Origin of the sequence: Shewanella mangrovi, from assembly GCF_000753795.1 — a bacterium.
GTDB classification, from domain to species: Bacteria; Pseudomonadota; Gammaproteobacteria; order Enterobacterales; family Shewanellaceae; genus Shewanella; species Shewanella mangrovi.
Window position 1 is genome coordinate 262190 of the sequence record NZ_JPEO01000001.1, and the last position, 19933, is coordinate 282122.

Sequence of the window (19933 nt, forward strand, 5' to 3'; positions counted from 1 at the left end):
TCAGGTTTGTTAACGGCGCTCATTTGTCACCAAAATACCGAATCAATGACTGGGTCTTAGATCCGCAGATGCTGACGCTTTGTCGTAACGATGAACAAATTCGTCTCGAAAGCCGTGTCATGCAAGTGCTGCTGTGTCTTATTCGGCATGCTGACCAACTGGTCTCACGAGACATGTTAATCAGTGAAGTTTGGTGCGGCGGCATGGTTTCCGATAATGCAATTAACCGTATCATCGGGCTGATCCGTCAATCCCTTGGGGACGATGCCAAATCACCACAATTTATTCGTACCGTGCCCAAAAAAGGCTATGTGCTGATTGCTGATATCGAAGTCATCGAGAGCACTTCGGGAATTACTCCTGCCATTGAAACGAATGACGCGGGACTGATGCCAGCGCCGTTAGATGACAACGGCTCATCTGCATTGGTGCCAGCAGCTAAGGGTAATCGACGGCTGCTGATGTTCTCTTCTTTATTCTTTTTACTGTTATTGGCGTGGTGGCTGCTGCAGCCAATTGGCGGTCGTTCTGCACGCCCTGCAGCTGACGATATTATGCAGGTGAAGCCGCTGACGTTTAATGAAGGACAAGAAGTTGATCCGGCTTTATCGCCTGATGGACAGAAGTTAGCATTCGCTTATCGTGGTCTGGATGAGGAAGCTTGGCATCTGCGTTTGCTATCGATAGCAGATCAAAGTATCCGTAATATTCCGCAAGCTGAGGGGGGCAATATGCGCTACCCTGCCTGGAATCACGCGGGCAACAAACTGGCGTATTTAAGTTGGAGTGCTAGCACTGGCTGCCACATTATGGTGTACGACATCTTGCAACCCAAAGCGACACAGCAAGAGTTTAATTGCCACCCTTCAACTCAATCGACCAGCATCGCTTGGGCGCCTTCAGGACTAGCCCTGTACTACGTTGATGCCGACGGAGTGGAAGGTTATAAGCGACTGTTTCGGCTTAGTTTAGTTGATGGTCGTCGTGAACAACTCAGCCAGCCACATATCGCCGGGCGAGGTGATTACGCTATGGCGTTGTCGCCTGATGGCAGTCAAATTGCGGTGTTGCGCAGTATTGATTGGTTCGATACGCAGGTACTGCTATTTGATGTTGATGACGGGGAGTGGCGAAACCTCATTCGGGTTGGTTATCCTCTGCGTTCAATTGCTTGGACACAAAGCGGTGAAGCGATGATTTATCGTGGTGAAGCAGGGCAACTCTATCGTTTAACCTTGGCCTCCCATGCTATTCAGCGTGTCACTAGTGTGGCAGCAGAAATAAATTCGCCAGTAAGCAATGCTAATGGGCAACTTAACGCGGTAATGGGCGAGTTATTTGAAGAGGAGCTATGGTGGTGGCCAGCGCCACAAACGTCAGCCCCCAAACGCTGGGTGTATAGCAGCCGTAGAGACTATAAGCCTGCGCTGAGTCATGATGGTAAGCAATTGCTGTTTGTGTCTAACCGCAGTGGTTTACCTCAATTGTGGCTAAGACATACAGACGGTCATGAGACGCAATTAACCAATCTCAGTTCATTTTCCCATCTCGATGAATTGAGTTTTTCCCGTGATGATAAACAGATCGCTGGTTCGCTTAACCGGCGCGCGTTTGTACTTGATTTAAGTAGCGGCCAAATTACCTATCCAGCAGGCATGGATGATGTGCGTAATGTGGCGTGGGGCAGTGACAGCCAACATCTCATCGCAGCGGTAGTTTTGGATGGTGTTTGGCAGATTAGGCAGTTTTCATTAACGCCTAAACAAGATAGTCAGCTTATCCTCGCTGAGGGTTTTTCGGCTAAGTATGCCGCAGATGGTGCTCTTTATGTCACGCAACTACACCAAGCAGGAATCTGGCAACTTCTGGGTGGCAAACTGCGTTTAGTCACTGATAGATTTACCCCAAGATTTGCTACCGCATGGCAAATTGCCAAGGGGGAAATTTGGCTGATTGAGCAAGATGGCCATCATAGTCAGCTAGTCACTATCTCACTGGCTGATGGCAGTATTAAGCGGCAGCCGATTGCGATGGAAGATGTCTCCAAACTGTCGTTATCCGTGGCAGAAACTGGTGATGTAGTGTTGTCGCTACTCGCCAAATCCAACACCGATATTGTATCTCTAACCAATTGATTATCTAAAAATAATCTTTTCATCATCTTTTCGTTATGGCCTGATTTTCATCTTTCGGTAACGTTAATCGTCCAGAGTTCAGCATGTGCTGTGTTGCATTTGCTGAACAACACTAAGGATGACCGATGGAGTTACAGAAATGAAAAAGATGACTGTTAACTGGAAAAGAGTGGTAAGTCTGGCAGTGTTACCAACCGTCATTGCGGTGCCTTTGCTGAGTGCTTCAGCATTAACCACAGCCAAGGATAAGGGCGATGAAGTAGTGAAACCTATGCTGTGTGAACCATATCCTGAATGTGTCATCTATCAGCAACAACGTAGCACCGACGAAATGTAATGAGTGGTGGTGACTATGTTGAATTTAATCATCTATGTGGCAGGTGGCCTGAGTGCATTAGGTGTGATGTATTACCTGTTTTTCAACATCATTCTGGCGTCAGAAGAATCAAAATTAATTGAGCACGGCCGAAAGGATTAATGTTAGACCTCCCTTCTAATATTGAGTGACACTGCTTATCGTTTAAGCAGTGTTTTTTTTGCCTAAATAAACGACTTGCCTGAAATTAGCATAAAGCAAAACGTCCACACCACAAAAGACAGTGTGCAGTGAATTAAGCCGTAAAAGGCTTGGTCGAGCCGCTTCATCCCCTCAGCAATAAACACTAAATGCAGATGCATAAAGAAGATCACCGGGAATAATACTCCTAGCACAGCAATCACCAGCATGTTGCCATCACCAATCAGCCAATGACCGATAACGCTCCACATCACCATAAGAAAAGTAATGATGGGCGGGGCGGCGACGCGATAGTGCTCGGGATAAGGAAACATGCAGCGAACCTCTGATATTGGCATTGAGAATAACATTGCGTTTAAAAGTTCACCTCGGCGGCAGTTGTCGTCAGGCGCTCTTTTGACAATAGCACAGTGAAAGCGCTTGGTTAAGCAATCGCTGTTAACTCATTATTGCCTATAGAGTTATGGTGCTTTAGCGCCTGATCTAGTCATGCAGCAGTGGCAATAATGCCTGTAAGCTTTGCCGCGCCGCATCCGGTTGATGATTCACATAAGCACAGACAATAGCGCCTTCTTTCAATATGCATAGCAATGACAATAACGCGGTATTCGGTTGCGGCATATGCGCTGCAATCAGCGCTTCAACTGCCCGCTTATGCTGCAGGCAGGCTTGATGAATGGCTGAACTAGGATCGCCAAATTCAGCGGCGGTATTAATGAAAAAGCAGCCACGGAAGTTCCCTAAACTGTCTGCTTTATTGTGGAACCATAGATCTAAGCCACTAAATAGCTTTTCAGCCAACTCGCGATTGCTGTGGCAGTCGCTGAGCTGCGCCGTCAGCCAGTTGATGAAACGCTGATGTCGCTCGGCAAGCGTCGCCAGAACCAGTTCTTCCTTACTGGCGAAATAGTTGTACAGCGTTTTTTTGGCAATACCACTGTGTTTGATTACTTCGTTAATGCCGATGGAATTAACGCCATGTTGATAAAACAGTTGTAGCGCTGTTTCCACCAGTAGCTGTCGTTTGTTTTGCATAACTTCTCCTTAATATCGTTATGTTGACAAAAGGAGACAGAGTTGTCTACTCTAAAGTATGGTAGACAGATTTATCTCCTTTTAAATTGCAACAACCTTACTCAAGGAGTCGAAAATGGTTCAACAAACCGTAATAGCCGCACAGACAATGGCGACTCAAAGCCCATCTCATACCACCGCAGCCACCAGACTTCGCACGACCGCCGTGGCACTTATCGCGGGTGTCGGGGCAGCTCTGGCCATTGGCGTACTAGCATTTTGTAGCGAAATTAATCCTCACTGGGTATTTCTGATGGCACCATTTGGTGCGACGGCGGTGATTGTTTTTGGCCTACCACAAAGCCCGCTGGCGCAGCCCAAGAATGTGATTCTCGGGCATTTATTGACTGCCCTAATTGGCTTGGTGTTTTTGCAATTTTTTGCCGTAACGCCATTAACTTTGGCTCTGGCAGTAGGCTTAGCGGTCACCACCATGTTGCTGAGTAATACGACGCATCCACCTGCGGGCGCTAATCCGTTGCTGATTATGCTGACTGGGCAACAGTGGTCATTTCTGTTTACTACTGTGTTGCTGGGGGCAATCGTGATGGTGATGGTGGCACAACTGATGCGGAGACTGAATCAACGCTTGCTATAGCGCCGATAGTGCAGCGCGTGAATTTGGCGCATGCCATAACAGGATTATTTGTTAAACTGCCGACACAAAAATTGGAGCGCCGCAGACATGCTTGTTGGCGCTAGTGGTCAGGATTAAACCGATGGTGTTGTTGTGGCTCATCACCCTAATTTGGGCGTTTTCATTTTCTTTGATTGGTGTCTATCTGCATGGACAGGTAGATGACTATATTGCTGTCGCGTCACGAATGGCGCTGGCATTTTTGATTTTCTTGCCATTTTTTCAAAAGGTGTCATTTAAACAAGCGCTGGTGATGATGGCCACTGGCGCGATTGAAATCGCTGGTACCTATCTGTTTTTGTATCACAGCTACCAGTACCTGACAGTGTCAGAATTACTGCTATTTACCATCTTTACACCGCTGTATGTGAGCCTTTTCGCTGACCTGTTTGCCAAACGCAAACCTTATCAATTGTGGTTGCCCGCCTTGTTGGCGGTTGCCGGTGCTGCGGTGATCCGCTGGACAGAACTCAGCGAACAATATTGGCTGGGCTTTGCCTACATTCAAGCTGCCAACGCCTGTTTTGCCTTTGGCCAAGTGTGGTATCGCCATCAAACGCAATCCAATCCATTACCGCATCGGGCTCGATTTTTTTGGTTTTTTGCCGGGGCGTTATTGGTCAGTGGCGCGATGATGTTGGCCAAAGCGGATTGGACTTTACTGCCGGATACCGCCAGTGAGATTACCGTGCTGTTGTGGTTGGGGATTGTTACCTCCGGGTTGGGCTATCTGGCCTGGAGTTATGGCTCAACCAAGGTCAATGCACAGCAGTTAGCGGTGATGAATAACATGCTTATCCCCGCCGGTATCGCCGTAAACGTGCTGTTCTGGGGTGGTCTGGTCAGTGATTGGCCCCGCCTTATCGCAGGTTGCTTGTGTATGTTACTGGCATTATGGGTATCGAAGAAATCCGCGCGTGAGTGACGGAGCGGACCAAGCGGACAGTTAGCGCTGTCCGGTCAACGCCGGACGAAAACGGACAGTTGTATCGGACAGTCTATAAAATAAAAATCTATATAAAACAATAAAATAAAACTTGGCACATAACTTGGTTACTTCTGAGTAAGCAACAGGAGAATTTTGTTATGAGCATGGCAATGATACAAGACACCAGCGGTCAAGATGTGCAACTGCAACCGAATACTCACCGTAAAATGTGGTATTGGTTAGCCGCGGCGGTTGTCGCGTTGTTATTGGTGTTTTTTCTGATCAGCCAATGGCGCCAAGTCGCCAATACCGATATGACGGTCAGCCGCAGTGCGATTCGCATCGCAACTGTCGAACGCGGCGATGTACAACGGGATTTAAGCGTGCAAGGTAAGGTCGTAGCCGCTAATAGCCCAACCTTGTATAGCACTGCCCAAGGTATTGTGACCTACCAAGTCAAAGCTGGCGACAAAGTCGCTAAAGGCCAGCTGTTGGCCATCGTCGACAGTCCACAAACCACCTCTGAACTCAAGCAACAGCAGGCGTCATTAGCGCAACTACAAGGCCAACAGGCGCAGCAACAGATCACTGCTAAACGCGACTTATTGCAAAAACAGCAAGCGTTAGACTTAGCACAAGTGGATCTGATCGCGGCCAAACGCGAACTGGCTCGCAACCAAGAAGCGCGTCGCAACGAAATTATCAGTGACCGTGATTTTCAGCGCAGTAGGGACGAACTGGCACGTGCTGAACTCGTCGCGACTCAAAGTCAAACCTCATTGGCATTAGCCAAGCAGTCAGCTAGCTATGAAGCGCAGATTTTGCAACAGCAGATCCGTGCCCAAGAGTTGCTGGTGGCAGAGCTGCAACGTCAATCCGATACCTTAAATGTCACTTCACCAGTGGATGGCATGGTTGGCAGTTTGTCTCAAGCGCAAAAAGCGGCAGTGCCTGCTTATCAATCATTGCTGACGGTGGTCGACCTGTCGGGCTACGAGGTGGAAGTCATGGTGCCGGAAAGTTACGCCGATGACTTAACACTCAATATGCCAGTGGAAATCAGCAGTAATGGCACTGTTTATCCGGGGGAAATTGCCGCGATTAGCCCCGAAATCACCAATAACCAAGTGGTGGCCCGTTTACGCTTTACTGGCGCTGTGCCTGAGCAAATTCGTCAAAACCAACGTCTGTCGGGTCGCATTCTGCTGGAGAATCGTCTCAACGTATTACGCTTGCCTCGTGGCAACTTTGTTGACTCAGACAGTGGTCGCAGCGCCTTTGTGGTGCAAGGGGATACCGCCACAAGAGTGCCGTTGTCACTAGGGGCTAATGGATTTAGTTATGTCGAAGTCAGTACCGGCTTACAGGCTGGACAACAGGTGATTATTTCAGATACCAGCCGTTTTAAAGACGCCGATTCGCTATTGCTTACCAATTAACATCAAGGAAATTCCCGACGCTAAGGCACAAGGAGTGTGCCGCATTTTTTGAATTTATTGATGCTGCCAAGGCGGCAACAGACAGAACTTTAGAAGGAAATCGATATGCTAAAAATGGAACATATCGCGAAAGTGTTTCGCACTGATACTGTGGCGACCCATGCCTTACGTGATTTTAGTTTGCATGTGAAAGCCGGTGAATTTGTCTCGGTGACCGGTCCATCTGGCGCTGGTAAAACGACCTTTCTCAATATTGCCGGTTTGCTTGAGCCATTTGATGGTGGCAGTTATCAGCTCGATGGCATCAGTGTCCATGGGCTCTCAGATAGTCAGCGCTCCAAACTACGCAACGAAAAGATCGGCTTTATTTTTCAGGGATTTAATCTCATTCCGGATCTTAATATTTTCGATAACGTCGATGTGCCGTTGCGCTATCGCGGGTTTGGCCGCGCGGAGCGCAAACGTCGGATTGAAGATGCATTGGCCAAAGTAGGGCTATCAGCGCGAGCCAAACATCTGCCGTCACAACTCAGTGGTGGGCAGCAACAGCGGGCTGCGATCGCCCGAGCTCTGGCGGGCGAACCTGCGTTTTTGCTGGCGGATGAACCGACCGGTAACTTAGATACCACGATGGCGCGCCAAGTCATGGAGTTACTTGAGCAGATCAACAGCCAGGGCACCACCATTGTGATGGTCACTCATGATCCTGAACTGGCACGCCGCGCACAACGCAATATTCAGATAGTCGATGGTGAAGTAGCGGATTTAACGCTACGCCAAGCAGTGTAAGGAGCGCACGATGTTTGCCTACTATATGCATCTGGCTTGGCGCTCGGTGAAGCGTACGCCAGTGATTTCTAGTTTGATGATTTTGACGCTGGCGGTGGGGGTGGCGGTATCCATGACCATGGTGACCTTGCAACATGTGATGTCAAATAATGGTCTTGCTGAGCAAAATAATCGCATCTATGCCTTGCAGCTCAATAGCGCATCCACCGGTCCAGCGAGTTCTACTAACACCTTAAAGAATGGTTTGCCTTATCTGCTGAGTTACCGCACGGCAATGGCATTGCTGGATTCGAACATTCCTGAACATCAGATAGCGATGCATCGCTGGGCGGCCGCGGTGTCGCTGCAAGATAATCGGGTGAAGCCCAGCAAGGAAGTGATTCGAGTGACGACGAAGGACTTCTTTGCGCTGTTTGGCGTGCCTTTTATCTATGGCAAGGTGTGGGATAAGCAAGCAGATTATGATGCGCAATATCAGGTGGTGTTAGATCGCCCGACAAATGAGCGCCTGTTTAACGGTGAGAATTCGGTTGGTCGCAGTATTCAGCTAAACGGCAAGCCATACCAGATTGTCGGCATCGTAGAAGAATTTGCGCCGCAGCCATCGGTGCAAGATCTCTCTCAAGGTGCGTTTGGTGGTAATGCTGGTATCTATCTGCCGTTTGGTTTGCATCGCGCGCTCAGCATGATGCCTTATGGCACTATGTCGTGCTCAATTACCGGGGACAATATTCAATTCCCGACAGATCCCGTTGAGCAGTACAACTTCATTTTGCAAAACCGATGCTTTTGGCTGCAATACTGGGCTGAGTTGCCGACGGCACAAAGCAAAACGGCGTTTGTCGATTATGTGACAGGTTATTATGAAGAACAGCGTAAAAACGACTTCTTTGAACGTGAGTTTAAATACGCATTGTCGACACCATCAGAATGGTTAGAACTCAATGGCGTGGTCAGCAATGACACGCGAGTGATGACCTGGATGGCATTAACCTTCCTGGTAGTCTGCATTATTAACTCGATCGCTTTACTGCTTGCCAAATTATTACGCCAGTCTTCTGAAGCCGGTGTGCGGCGTGCACTTGGCGCTAGTCGCAGCGCTATTTTCAGCCAAAACCTGTTGGAAAGTGGACTGATTGGCATATTGGGTGGTGTGCTCGGCATTGGATTCAGTCAGCTAGGTTTGGGCTTTGTCCGCATGTTGGTTAGCCGAGATGAAGCACAAGTGGTGTATAGCGACGCTTATACCATTGCCATTACGGTGCTACTGGCGTTGCTTGCCAGTATGTTGGCTGGGTGTTATCCCGCATGGCGGATCAGTAAGACGTCTCCCGCCCAATCTCTTAAAAGTCAGTAGGAGCACACAATGTTTGAATTTGGCCCCATTCTGCGCACTTTGTGGCGCAATAAAACCGGTGCACTGCTGATTATTGTGCAGGCGGCACTTACCTTAGGCATAGTCTCAAACGCGGCTTACGTGGTGCATGATCGGCAGCAGCTTATCGAACGCCCGACCGGGATTGATGAGCAAAACCTGTTCACTTTACGCATTGCGCAGTTGTCCAACCCGAAATCCAATTATCAGGATGTAATACGAGATCTTGATGAGATCCGTCGGCTCCCAGGCGTGGTGGATGCTAGCTTTGGTAATACTTCACCGCTGTCGAATTCCGGCAGCTCCAGCGATATGACCAACGAGGAAAACCCTGATAAACCAGTGTCGGTGTTAACCGACCTGTTTTCAACCGACAGCCACGGCTTGAACACGCTGGGACTTAAGCTGGTTTCTGGGCGCTTTTTTAATGACACGGATATTGGCTTTAGTGGCTCAGTGTTTGGTAACGGCGCAGATTTGTCGGGCATCGTACTGACCCGCACTTTGGCCGATGCTTTGTTCGGTAAAGATGTCGATGTCTTGGGTAAACAGCTGATGGGGAGCACCGTCATTGGCGTAGTTGAACCCGCGATGGTCAGCTATGTGGCGCAAGATTACGCCACTGGGGTCGCATTTATCGCCAACTTTGTTGCCAATGATTCGCTCACGTACATCGTCCGTTGTGAACCCGGCCAGTTATCACAATTGATGGTCAAGGTGCCTAAGCTACTACAAAAGCTCGATCCTAACCGTATTGTGCGCAATGTCCGTCCGGTAACCGAGTTCAAGCAACGTTCCTATAGACGCCATATCTCGATGGTAAAGATGTTAACTGTCACCATGATCTTAGTGATAAGTGTTACTGGTTTGGGTATCGTGGGACTAACATTGCTGTGGGGCAATCAACGGCGTCGCCAGATTGGTATTCGCCGTGCTTTAGGGGCGAGCCGACTGGCGGTAATGCGTTACTTTTTGACCGAAAACCTGCTGATAACTGCTATCGGAGTCGTATTAGGCGTGATTCTGTCGTTGGCGCTTAACCAGTTGATGGTGCAGCATTATCAGATGAGTGCACTGCCGCTGAGTTACATTCTTTTCAGTATGCTGGCAGTGCTGTTGCTTGGTTTGTTGGCAGCGTTAGTCCCGGCTTGGCGTAGTAGCTTAGTGTCGCCAGCATTAGCCACCCGCAGCGTTTAGGTTTAACACATAGGCAATTATGGACACCATTTTAATCATTGATGATAACAGCGCAGTGCGTGATGCGCTGTCGCTATTGTTGAGCGTCAACGGCTTTAATGCTGATGTTGCGGCCACGCCTACTGCTGGACTCAAACGGTTGGCGCAAGGGGATGTAGCGCTGGTGATTCAGGACATGAATTTCAGCCGTGATCAGACCGATGGTAATGAAGGCAAACAGCTGTTTTATGCCATTCGGCAAGATTTTCCCGATCTGCCGCTGATCTTACTGACGGCATGGACCGAACTGGAAACCGCGGTTGAGTTGGTGAAGGCGGGGGCTGCCGATTATCTTGGCAAACCGTGGGATGATGCCAAGCTGCTGGCAACGGTAAATAACCTGCTGGAACTGGCCGAACTCAGTAGCCAGCAGCGGCAGCAACAGCGAGAGCTATCAGCCAGACGCCAGCAAACGGCACAAAAATATGATGTCAGTGGTTTGATTTATCAGTCGGAAGCGATGCAGCGGCTGGTGGAAACGGCACTGCAAGTCGCGAGAGCCGATGTGCCGATATTGATCACCGGCCCTAATGGCGCAGGCAAAGAAAAAATTGCTGAAATGATCCAGCAAAACTCGGCGGTAAAGTCCGGCCCCTTTATTCGCGTAAATGCGGGTGCCTTACCCGCTGATTTGATGGAAGCGGAGCTATTTGGCGCCGAAGTTGGGGCCTACACCGGTCTTACCAAAACGCGCATTGGCCGCTTTGAAGCGGCTGACGGCGGCACTTTATTTTTGGATGAAATTGGTAACTTGTCGCTCAGTGGGCAGATGAAATTGCTGCGAGTATTACAAACTGGCGAATTTGAACGCTTAGGCTCATCACAGACGCGTCGTTGCAACGTACGTTTAGTGTCGGCAACCAATACCGATTTGCCGCTGGCCATCAGCGACGGCAGTTTTCGCGAAGATCTCTTCTATCGCCTCAATGTAATTGAGCTGCAATTGCCCGCATTAAGGCAACGCCGCGAGGATATTCTACCGCTGGCACGCCATTTTCTTGCGGGCCGCGAGCTTAGCTTAGAGGCGGTGCGAGCGCTAGAAAACTACGACTGGCCGGGCAATGTGCGTGAGCTGCAAAACACCCTGACCCGCGCTGCGTTATTGGCACCGAAAAATGCTATCGAATGTGCCGATCTCGGATTGCCTGTGTCAGCGCAAGCCAGCAGCAACGTCAGACCCGCCTATGAACCCGATGCTGAACAGATTCGCACCACCTTGGCGAACACCAGTTCGGTCGCAGAAGCGGCGCGGCAATTGGGGCTTTCACGGCAAGCGCTCTATCGGCGCATGGATAAATACGGAATCAACCACGCGTGAATTTTGGTCTCAGTGTTGAAGGAAAACTCACCGCAGTATTGGTGTTAGCGCTCGCAAGTTGTGCCGCAACTGCGGCGATACTGTTGCATTGGCAATGGCCACTTCAACTCAGTATTTTGGCAGGCGTGCTTGCGGGCGCTTTAGTCGGATTAATCCTCGGCCGCAGCGTTACCTCGCGGATTAATCATGGTTTGCAAGCCTTGCAAACCGGGTTGCTGAATTTTCAGGATAATGATTTTTCAGTGTCGCTGAGTGTGAATGGCGCTGATGAGCTGAGCCAATTGGCGCTACGTTTTAATCAAGCCTCGGACAGTATGCGCCGCCAGCGCGCCCATATTTTTCAACGTGAGTTGCTGCTCGATACTGTACTGCAAAACACCAGTTTGGCGATTTTACTGGCCGACGAACAAGGTCAGGTGCTATTTGCTAACCTGGCAGCGCGTCATTTGCTCGGGCAGGGGCAACAACTGGAACGCAAAGCGGTGGCGACGATTGCCAATGCCAATGAGGAGCTTGCCAGCATTCTGCTTGAGCCGCGTGACGGGGTGTTTTCTCTGGAACGTAATGGCGAGCAACAAATCTGGCACTTAAGTTACGCCAGTATGCGGATGAATGGCATGCAGTCGCAGCTTTATCAATTTAAGCCGCTGACACAGGAACTGACGCAAGCGGAAATTCAAACCTGGAAGAAAGTGATCCGCGTTATCAGCCATGAGCTAAATAACTCATTGGCGCCTATCAGCTCAATGGCGCATTCTGGGCAAAAGTTACTTGAGCGCGATAATAATCCTGAAGTGTTGCAGCGGATCTTCAGCACGATTGCTGAGCGCAGCGCCCATCTCAATAGCTTTTTACAGGAATATGCCGACTTTGCACGCCTGCCTCTGCCGCGAGTAGAAACTTTTCACTGGCGGGAACTGTTAGACACGCTGCAAGGCATTCGACCGTTTACCTTGTCAGGTGAATTACCCGAACAAGCGAGTTGGGGGGATAGTAAACAGTTGGCGCAGGTGCTGCTTAATCTCATAAAAAATGCCACTGAAGCGGGTTCTGCTGCGGCAGATATCTGTCTCGACATTCGACAGACGGCACATCGACAATGGTTGACTGTGAGTGATCGTGGCAGCGGTATGAGTGACGATACCTTGAAGAGTGCCTTACTGCCGTTTTACTCCACTAAAACCGAGGGGACAGGCTTAGGTTTAGCACTATGCCGCGAGATTATTGAAAATCACGGTGGTCAACTGGCGATTCGTAATCGCGATGGCGGTGGTTTAGAAGTTAGCTTCTGGTTGCCGACAAAAAAACAGCCGGAACTATTGCATGTAACATAGTCCGGCTGCTGCATCCATCGTGCTCAATAGTCGATGGTTAGTTGCTTAGGTTATCAATCCCAAGCGTCTTCAGTACGGTGTTCCAATCCACATACTTAAAGTTTTGCGCTTCATCCGGCATGCGATTGTGGCCGTCTTGTACCACTAATAATCCATGCGGATACTGGCTACCGACCGGGCCGCTAACCACATCAAGGCCATCAGTTTCTGAGGCGCCATCAATGCCGCGGTTGGCATCGAGCCCGATTCGAAAACTGCCACGATATTGATAAGGCGCAACTGCATTAAAGAGGGCATAGCTGTTATTGCCTTGGCTCGATACCAGCAGCAGCGGTGTTTCACCTTGTGCGATCTCCATGCCTTCAATGTCGGCGACTAGCGCGGGGCCAACGTCCGCGACTTTGCTCAGCGTGGTGCTGGCATCTTGGTGAGCATCGGCAGTCCATACCGCCACATCTTCTTCGCCGACAAACAAGCGCGCTCGCTTGTCATCAATGGCACAACCTTCGGGTTGGGTGGCAACCTTTAGACGGCGCACGCGCTCAGCTTTTATCTGCCCCTGATTATCGCTAATCAGGTACTGATCGATACGGCCAGTTTTATCGTTGGCAAACACATAGAATTTGTCATCGATTTTACCCATGCACAGACCGTAAATTGGGTCGAGATCCGATGGCTGCTTGCCAATACGGAATACATCGCCATTTTGATGAATACCGTAAAACATCAAAGAGTTATCTTCGCGTTTGCTGGCGGCGGCTAAGCCTATGGTTTCGCCGTTAAATGGAAAGCCATCTCGTACATCGACGTTATTCAGTTTGCCATCGCCAAAGCGCGCGACTTGCTTGGCATTCAAATCATAAACGTACAAACCATCTTTTTTGTGGGTACCCAAAATGCGCGATTGCTCAGGGATAGTTTTATTAACCCAAATCGCCGGGTCGTCCATCACATCGCCACTGCGGTCGGCTGCTGGTGTTTCGGCAGAAGCTGTGACCATTGGCAGTTGCGCTTCAGTTGTGCTGACCGCGGTGCTGAGTGACAAGCTGGCAACGCTGCCATCACTGTGGGTGAGCAGTACGCGGCTGTTTCCTGCAGTCGTGACCGTCGCTGACAAGGTTTCGGTCGGTTGTGGTGTAAGTGCAATAAATTGTGGCAGCGTTTTTTGCTGGCGTGACGCTGTATTTAATGCCGTGACTGACCAATAGCTGAGTTGGCTGCCCGCTTCATCAAGCACAAACAGGTTGCCCATGCTATCGGTACGCAGCGCACTGGGCTCATGGTCGAGATCGCCCCAAGGCTTCAGTAAGTTGATGGGCTCACGTTCAGGCGCAGTTTCAATTCTCGCCGGACTACGCCAAATACCAACGCCTTCTTCCAAGGTGTACAACCAGCCATTGTTATCATCGACCGCACAATCCTTGATGTCATGCGGTTGGTTTAATGGTCGCAGTAACTTCGGCGTTGGCAACCACTGTTGGTGCTGTGCCAGCAGCCATTGCTGAGCGCGGCTAGCGCCATCTTGCACAAACAGCGTCAATGTCTGATTTTGCGCATCATTAAACAGACACAAGCTGTCGGGTTGTAGTTCTGGCAAACGCCACTGCTGTTTAAGGTTCAGTGAGGATTCACTCACATTCACCACAGTAATGGTGTTGGCGCGTTCATCTAACGTTGCCGCGGCCCATTGCTGATCGCCGAGGGGCTTAACGCTAAGTTGATCAAAGGCGCCGGGCAGTTGCTGCATGCCGCCAGCACTGCTCAGTTGCATGCCTTGCTGCTCACTCACTGTCAGCAGTAACTTAGCGTCAGGGCTTTGCCAACTGGCGCTGGCGGCGCTCACTTGTGCGAGGGTATTTGGCGTGACGTCGGCCTTGGATTCACCTTGCTGACAGCCGCTAAGCCACAAAGGCACGAGGCCGCAACTGATATATAAAAGAGATTTATGCATGCTTAAAACCCGCTGACATTGATACCGATTTGATAAGTTGGGCCGTAATCTTCATATTGCGCGTTACGTCCTTCGGCACCGGTATAGGTGTAGTACGGCTCATCGTTGATATTCAGGGCCTTGAAGTAGACCATGACATCCTTGCTGATAAAGCCTTTGGCGATAAAGTCAAATTGCAGGTGGTCTTGCTGGTAGATGTCGTAATCGGCATCATCCAGTTCACCCACTTCGGTCATGTAATTGGACTTATATGCGGCTGAGATGCGTAAACTCAGGAATTCATTCTCGTAGCCAAGCGCAATATTGCCGGTGGTGTCCGATTGACTTGGAAAGCGAATATCGCGGTTTTGCAGTTCACCATCATCCAACCAACTAATACTGGCTTTAGAATGACTTAGTGTCAGGTTAGCGCTAAGCAGCAGACCATTCCAAGGGGCGGGCAACATCTCCAGTTTCTGGGCAAAGTTAAATTCGGCGCCATAGAGTTTTGAGCTGTCACCGTTGATAAAGGTGTTGGCTTCATCAAAGTCTTCATAGCCATCACGGCCGGCTAAGTCGGCTTCATAGATAAAGTTTTTAATATCTTTGTAGAAGAATGCTGCCGACAGTACGCCAGACTCACCCATGTAGTACTCAGCGGCGACATCGTAGTTGGATGACTCCAATGGTTTCAGCTGCGGATTACCAAAGGTTGCTTCTTGCTCACCTAACGAGCCTTCGAGCAGATAACCGGGTGACACCTGTTCAAAGGTTGGGCGTACTAATGAGTTCGTCCACGCTGCACGCAGGACTAGGTTACTGTTGATGCCATAGCGGAACTGCACTGATGGCAGAATATTATCGTAGTCATGGCTGACGTTACGTTCGCTGTAGCTGTCGGTGATTTCGCTGTATTCCCAGCCTGCACCTGACAGTTCAGTCTTTTCATAACGTACCCCCGCCACCATGCGTAGATCGCCCCAGTCCGAGGTGGCCATCAAGTAGCTGGCATTCACATTCTCATTGATTTGGTAATCATTGATGGTGGATTCCAACTCATCAAGGTTATCTGCCTTATCGAGCGACGCTAGCAGTTGATGGATGCTGTCAGGCTTAATGCTCGGGCCAAAGTCGCCGAGGCCATAGTCGACATCTGTGCCAGCATAAGCACTCATCAGCAACGCGTCGTCAGCAATTTCTTGCTCATCTAAGTCTTCATACACCCAGTGGGTTTCTTCATTGGTTTTCTTGCGGCGGCTAAATTTGGCGCCCGCTTTCAGTTCTAACACAGTGTCGCTGAGGTAAAGGTTACGGCTGATATCAAAGCGGCCATTGTAGTCACGATCTTTCGCCTTGGTGCTTTCAACTTCAATCGCATCCAGTTCATATTCACTCGGATTGTAAAAAGCATCGATGCCGCTGAGCACCGGTTTGCGGCTTGAGTTATAGCTCAGACCGGGATCAAACTCGCCTTCAAAGGCGGCGCCAGAGATGCCATTAGGATTTTTCTCTTGCGCTTGGCTCCAGCCAAACTGGGTTGAGAGTTTCCAGTCATCGATGTGCGAATCGCTGCCAAAGACTATCGACTTAATGGTTTGGGTTTCTTTGCGATGTTTAAGCTCGCGGCTCACTTCGGCGGCTTGGTTGTCGTCACCGAGTGCTAAGCCGTCGTCAAATTTGGTCGCGATGGCATTGCGGGTTTCCTGATCGGCAAAGCGGCTATACAGGGTACGCACATAGAGGTTGTGGTTGTCATTGGGGCGCCAGTCGAAGTTAGCGGCGAGGCCAAGCCGCTCGCGCTCAATTTGATAGTCGCGCATCTGTACTTTTTCCAGCAGATCGCTATCGCCAATATCCCACTTGCCGCCGGTTTCTACGTTATCTGAACCAAACTTACGCAGCGCATTACTGGCGGCTAATGCCATGCCAAAATCATCATCGCTGCCGCTGAGCGCGTAGCGGTCACTGTAGGTTGCCGCGAGTTTGTTGCCGTAGGCGGATTCATGTTCGTCAAAGCTGCCTTCAGCGGTGAACTTGGTAAAACGTCCCTCTTTATCGAACGCCGAGAGGCTCTTGATATCAACGGAGCCGCCGAGTGAATCAGCATCCATATCGGGTGTTAATGTCTTAGTGACGGTCAGTGATTCCAACAGATCGGATGGGATCACATCCAGCGCTACGGCGCGGGTACCCGATTCTGGTGCTGGCAGTGTGCTGCCGTTGTAGGTGACGGCGTTAAGATCCGGCGACAAGCCGCGAACTCGTACAAAGCGACCTTCACCTTGGTCGCGTTCAATCGATAAACCGGCCATACGTTGTAGCGATTCGGCGGCGTTGGAATCGGGAAACTCGCCAATGGCATCGGCCGACGAAACGGTAATAAAGTTATCGGCATTCCGTTGCGCGCTGAGTGAGCGGCTGAGTGCACCACTTTGACCAATCACCGACAGATGCTCAATATTGGCATCGGCGAGGGTCACGCTGGTTTGATACAGTTGTTCCGCGGTTAGGCTGATCTGCTCAGTAACACCTTGCTCGCGGCCTGCCTGCAGTTGGTAATCGCCTGCGGGCAGATTCGCGAAGCTGAATTGGCCACTGGCATCGCTGAGTTGAACGCGGCTCATGCCGGTGAGTGTCACCGGAACGCCTTGGATGGCGGCGCCAGTGCTATCGATGATTTGTCCTTTAATTTCAGCAGCGACAGCAGGCATGCTGAGCAGCATGGCGCACGCCAGCGCCAGAGGCGTTTTGGCGGTATTGAGTGTGTTAGCGCCAACGGTGTTGCGGGTCATGGTGATTCTCCGGTCAAAGTAATTTCCCCCTAAACGCTGACAAAGCTAAAAACTGAATATGTCAGTAACATTTCAGTGACATTTGCGGCGGCGACGAAGCGCGCAAAATTAGCGTTAAATTGGCAAGTTACGATGCATGGTGAGCTGATTTGACCCTCACTCATCTCCGCGTAACAGCGTGTTTTTCGGGCGTTGCCGTGTGAGAAGACACTGCTGATTAGGTTTATTGTTGGCAAAGATGGAAAACAGTGAGCTAATTTGACTCGGGGTCAAATTAGCTCACTGTTATTACGTAAATGCGGTCGATTGTCATCAGCGTTTAACACAGCGCGCTTAGGCTCGCCTGTATGAAAACGCATATTTTTACATGGCCGAAACTGCATCAAGGCAAACTACTCCTCACTCTGCTAATGGCGGCGGGATTAGGCATTGCTGCGGCTTTTTCTGGTGAACTCAAAACGTGGCAACAGATCGATGCTTTTGATGTGGTCGGTGAGTTTGCTGCCAGCATCATGGCGTTATTTTGGTTATGGTTGCTGCTGATCAGCCGCCCGCGCGGTAAGGTCACTAACTTGCTGCTCGTTGGTACCAGTCTCTATTGGTTGACCACTTGGCTCGATCTGCTGGACGAATTTCTGCGTTATCCCAACACCCGTATATTTGCCTGGTTGGAGTCGATTCCGGTGCCCATCGGTATGGTGCTTATCACTATCGGTTTGCTGCATTGGTTGGCAGAGCAACAGCACATTAATCGTCAACTGGCGCAGCGCGAGCATTTTCAACGTGAACATAGCCTAATCGATACGGTGACCCAGCTGTATAACGCGCGTTACTTTATGCTGCAGTTAACGCGCGAAATTGAGTTGCATCAGTTGCAAGCTAAACCGCTGTCGGTGGCAATTATTGATATCAACGGTTTTGCGGATTTTAACCGTCGCTATGGCATGGTCGCCGGGGATAACTGTTTACGCACCTTGGCGGGGGCGATTGAACTAAGACTGCGCAAACAAGATCTGGCTTGCCGTTTTGCCAATGATCGCTTTGTGATTCTATTGCCCGAAACCAATGCCGATGTGGCGCAAACAGTGCTGAGTGACTTGCAGCAGCAAGGCCAACGGGTGGCGCCGGCTCCCGTCGCTGTCACTACGGTTGCCATTGCGCGTGATCAAGATGAAACGGCCAGCACCTTGATGGCAAGGCTATCGATGCGACTCGAATGGCAAAAGCGTTGTCGTTATGCCGCCAAGGGCGTGGCGTAAATGGCGCTGGCAACCGGGTTTGGTCTCAATGATGCCGTGTTGCCGATTGGTCTTGTCAGCGGCTTGGTCGAGCTGGCACAGCAGCAACAACTGGATATCGATAAATTGCTGCGCGGGTCGCGGCTATTTTACGACGATCTGACCGAGCCGCAGCGCTGCATCTCTCCGGCACAATGGCTGTTATTGATTGAACGCTTATGTAAGCTTCATGCCGAGTCCGATGCTTTAGCCTTGCTCTATGGTCAACAGCAAGCGCTTAATCATCACTCCTTGGTGACGTCACTCTGGTCAAGTGCGGCTAATCTGGCGCAAGCATTGCGCTTGGCACACAAGTCGCTGCCATTATTACAGCCGCTGGTGCTGTTACGAGTGCGGCAACGTAGCGACGAGTTGATACTGCAACTACAACCGTCATTTGCTTTGGGGGCGCAGCAACGCTTTGTGTTTAGTGCCATGTTGTCGGCACTGCGGACCTTGTTACGCCAGCAACTCGGCGCCAGTCTGCAACTGCATATCGATTTGCCTTGGGCCGAACCTCGCTGGCAACCTCACTTTCATGCGGCACTGGGCGAACAGCTGCGTTTTGATGCTCCTTGCTGTGCCATCTATCTCAAACGAGAATGCTTGTTTATGCCGTTTGCCGAAGCCGCGCCACTTAGACGTCAGCAACTGTTTAATCAGGCGCGAGCGACATTATCGCAATGGCCTTATCGTGAAAGTTTGCAATCGCAGCTGCGACGTTTGTGTCGGCGTAATCTCAATAGCGGCGTGAGCTTAGAGCAGGCAGCAAGTTACCTGCAATGTAGTCCTGCCACGCTAAAACGACGCTTAAAGCAGGATGGCATCAGCTTTCAACAGTTGCAGGATGCAGTGCGGCGCGAAGAAGTGTTACTGCGATTAGACATTTATGGCTACAGCAATCGCCAACTCGCAGACTGTCTCAATATCAGCGATATGCATAATTTTCGGCGTGCATTTAAACGCTGGACGGGGGTTGTGCCCAGTAGTTTTCGCTGAGCTATTGCTTGCCGTATATGCTGCTGACTGATGGCGTCCGCAAGTATGTTCACCAAACCTGCCTTTTAGCAGTGATGTATCTTTGGACGAATAGCTGTCTTTTAAGTTGTTGCTAATGTTGAAAAAACTCAATTAATCATATGTATGATACTT

17 protein-coding genes are annotated in these 19933 nt (G+C 50.2%); 13 read left to right on the plus strand and 4 right to left on the minus strand.

Features of this window, described 5'->3' with window-relative positions; all coding sequences use genetic code 11:
* The first annotated feature begins 23 nt into the window (after positions 1-23).
* From HR45_RS01040 to HR45_RS19685, 3 genes are all read left to right on the plus strand, one after another.
* Positions 24-2135 (plus strand): winged helix-turn-helix domain-containing protein, encoded by a 2112-nt coding sequence (locus HR45_RS01040; RefSeq protein WP_037438822.1) that lies wholly within the window; start codon positions 24-26, stop codon positions 2133-2135.
* Positions 2136-2274: 139 nt separating this feature from the next.
* Positions 2275-2472 (plus strand): hypothetical protein, encoded by a 198-nt coding sequence (locus HR45_RS01045; RefSeq protein ID WP_037438824.1) that lies wholly within the window; start codon positions 2275-2277, stop codon positions 2470-2472.
* A gap of 15 nt (positions 2473-2487) precedes the next feature.
* Entirely contained in the window at positions 2488-2613 is a 126-nt protein-coding gene (locus tag HR45_RS19685) for a hypothetical protein (RefSeq protein ID WP_277619559.1), read from the plus strand.
* Positions 2614-2675: 62 nt separating this feature from the next.
* Here HR45_RS19685 and HR45_RS01050 read toward each other — a convergent pair whose 3' ends face one another.
* Positions 2676-2966, minus strand: coding sequence for a hypothetical protein (locus HR45_RS01050; RefSeq protein WP_037438827.1), 291 nt, complete (start codon positions 2964-2966; stop codon positions 2676-2678).
* 169 nt (positions 2967-3135) lie between these two features.
* Complete coding sequence (locus tag HR45_RS01055) at positions 3136-3687, minus strand: TetR/AcrR family transcriptional regulator (RefSeq protein WP_037438830.1); 552 nt, start codon at positions 3685-3687, stop codon at positions 3136-3138.
* A 148-nt stretch (positions 3688-3835) separates the two neighbouring features.
* Here HR45_RS01055 and HR45_RS01060 point away from each other — a divergent pair, with 148 nt between their 5' ends.
* From HR45_RS01060 to HR45_RS01095, 8 genes are all read left to right on the plus strand, one after another.
* Positions 3836-4324 carry an HPP family protein gene (locus HR45_RS01060; RefSeq protein WP_052074430.1) on the plus strand — a complete coding sequence of 163 codons (489 nt, stop codon included), beginning with the start codon at positions 3836-3838 and terminating at the stop codon, positions 4322-4324.
* A 121-nt stretch (positions 4325-4445) separates the two neighbouring features.
* The gene (locus HR45_RS01065) at positions 4446-5288 is read left to right on the plus strand and encodes an EamA family transporter (protein ID WP_037438832.1); all 843 of its coding nucleotides are present in this window, start codon (positions 4446-4448) and stop codon (positions 5286-5288) included.
* A gap of 161 nt (positions 5289-5449) precedes the next feature.
* On the plus strand, positions 5450-6730 hold the full coding sequence (locus HR45_RS01070) for an efflux RND transporter periplasmic adaptor subunit (protein ID WP_206537872.1): 1281 nt from the start codon (positions 5450-5452) through the stop codon (positions 6728-6730).
* A gap of 105 nt (positions 6731-6835) precedes the next feature.
* Entirely contained in the window at positions 6836-7519 is a 684-nt protein-coding gene (locus tag HR45_RS01075; RefSeq protein ID WP_037438834.1) for an ABC transporter ATP-binding protein, read from the plus strand.
* Between the two features lie 10 nt (positions 7520-7529).
* On the plus strand, positions 7530-8876 hold the full coding sequence (locus tag HR45_RS01080) for an ABC transporter permease (protein ID WP_037438836.1): 1347 nt from the start codon (positions 7530-7532) through the stop codon (positions 8874-8876).
* A 9-nt stretch (positions 8877-8885) separates the two neighbouring features.
* Positions 8886-10091, plus strand: coding sequence for an ABC transporter permease (locus HR45_RS01085; protein ID WP_037438838.1), 1206 nt, complete (start codon positions 8886-8888; stop codon positions 10089-10091).
* 19 nt (positions 10092-10110) lie between these two features.
* A complete protein-coding gene (locus HR45_RS01090; RefSeq protein WP_037438840.1) occupies positions 10111-11448 on the plus strand; it encodes a sigma-54-dependent transcriptional regulator in 1338 nt (445 codons plus the stop codon).
* Positions 11445-12782 carry a sensor histidine kinase gene (locus HR45_RS01095; RefSeq protein WP_037438842.1) on the plus strand — a complete coding sequence of 446 codons (1338 nt, stop codon included), beginning with the start codon at positions 11445-11447 and terminating at the stop codon, positions 12780-12782. The genes HR45_RS01090 and HR45_RS01095 overlap by 4 nt, the downstream gene beginning before the upstream one ends.
* 37 nt (positions 12783-12819) lie before the next feature.
* Here HR45_RS01095 and HR45_RS01100 read toward each other — a convergent pair whose 3' ends face one another.
* On the minus strand, positions 12820-14733 hold the full coding sequence (locus HR45_RS01100; RefSeq protein WP_052074403.1) for a phytase: 1914 nt from the start codon (positions 14731-14733) through the stop codon (positions 12820-12822).
* A gap of 2 nt (positions 14734-14735) precedes the next feature.
* The gene (locus HR45_RS01105) at positions 14736-17504 is read right to left on the minus strand and encodes a TonB-dependent receptor (RefSeq protein ID WP_037438844.1); all 2769 of its coding nucleotides are present in this window, start codon (positions 17502-17504) and stop codon (positions 14736-14738) included.
* 347 nt (positions 17505-17851) lie between these two features.
* Here HR45_RS01105 and HR45_RS01110 point away from each other — a divergent pair, with 347 nt between their 5' ends.
* Positions 17852-18763, plus strand: a complete 912-nt coding sequence (locus HR45_RS01110; protein WP_037438846.1) for a GGDEF domain-containing protein — start codon at positions 17852-17854, stop codon at positions 18761-18763.
* Positions 18764-19780 (plus strand): AraC family transcriptional regulator ligand-binding domain-containing protein, encoded by a 1017-nt coding sequence (locus HR45_RS01115; protein WP_037438848.1) that lies wholly within the window; start codon positions 18764-18766, stop codon positions 19778-19780.
* The last annotated feature ends 153 nt before the right edge of the window (positions 19781-19933 follow it).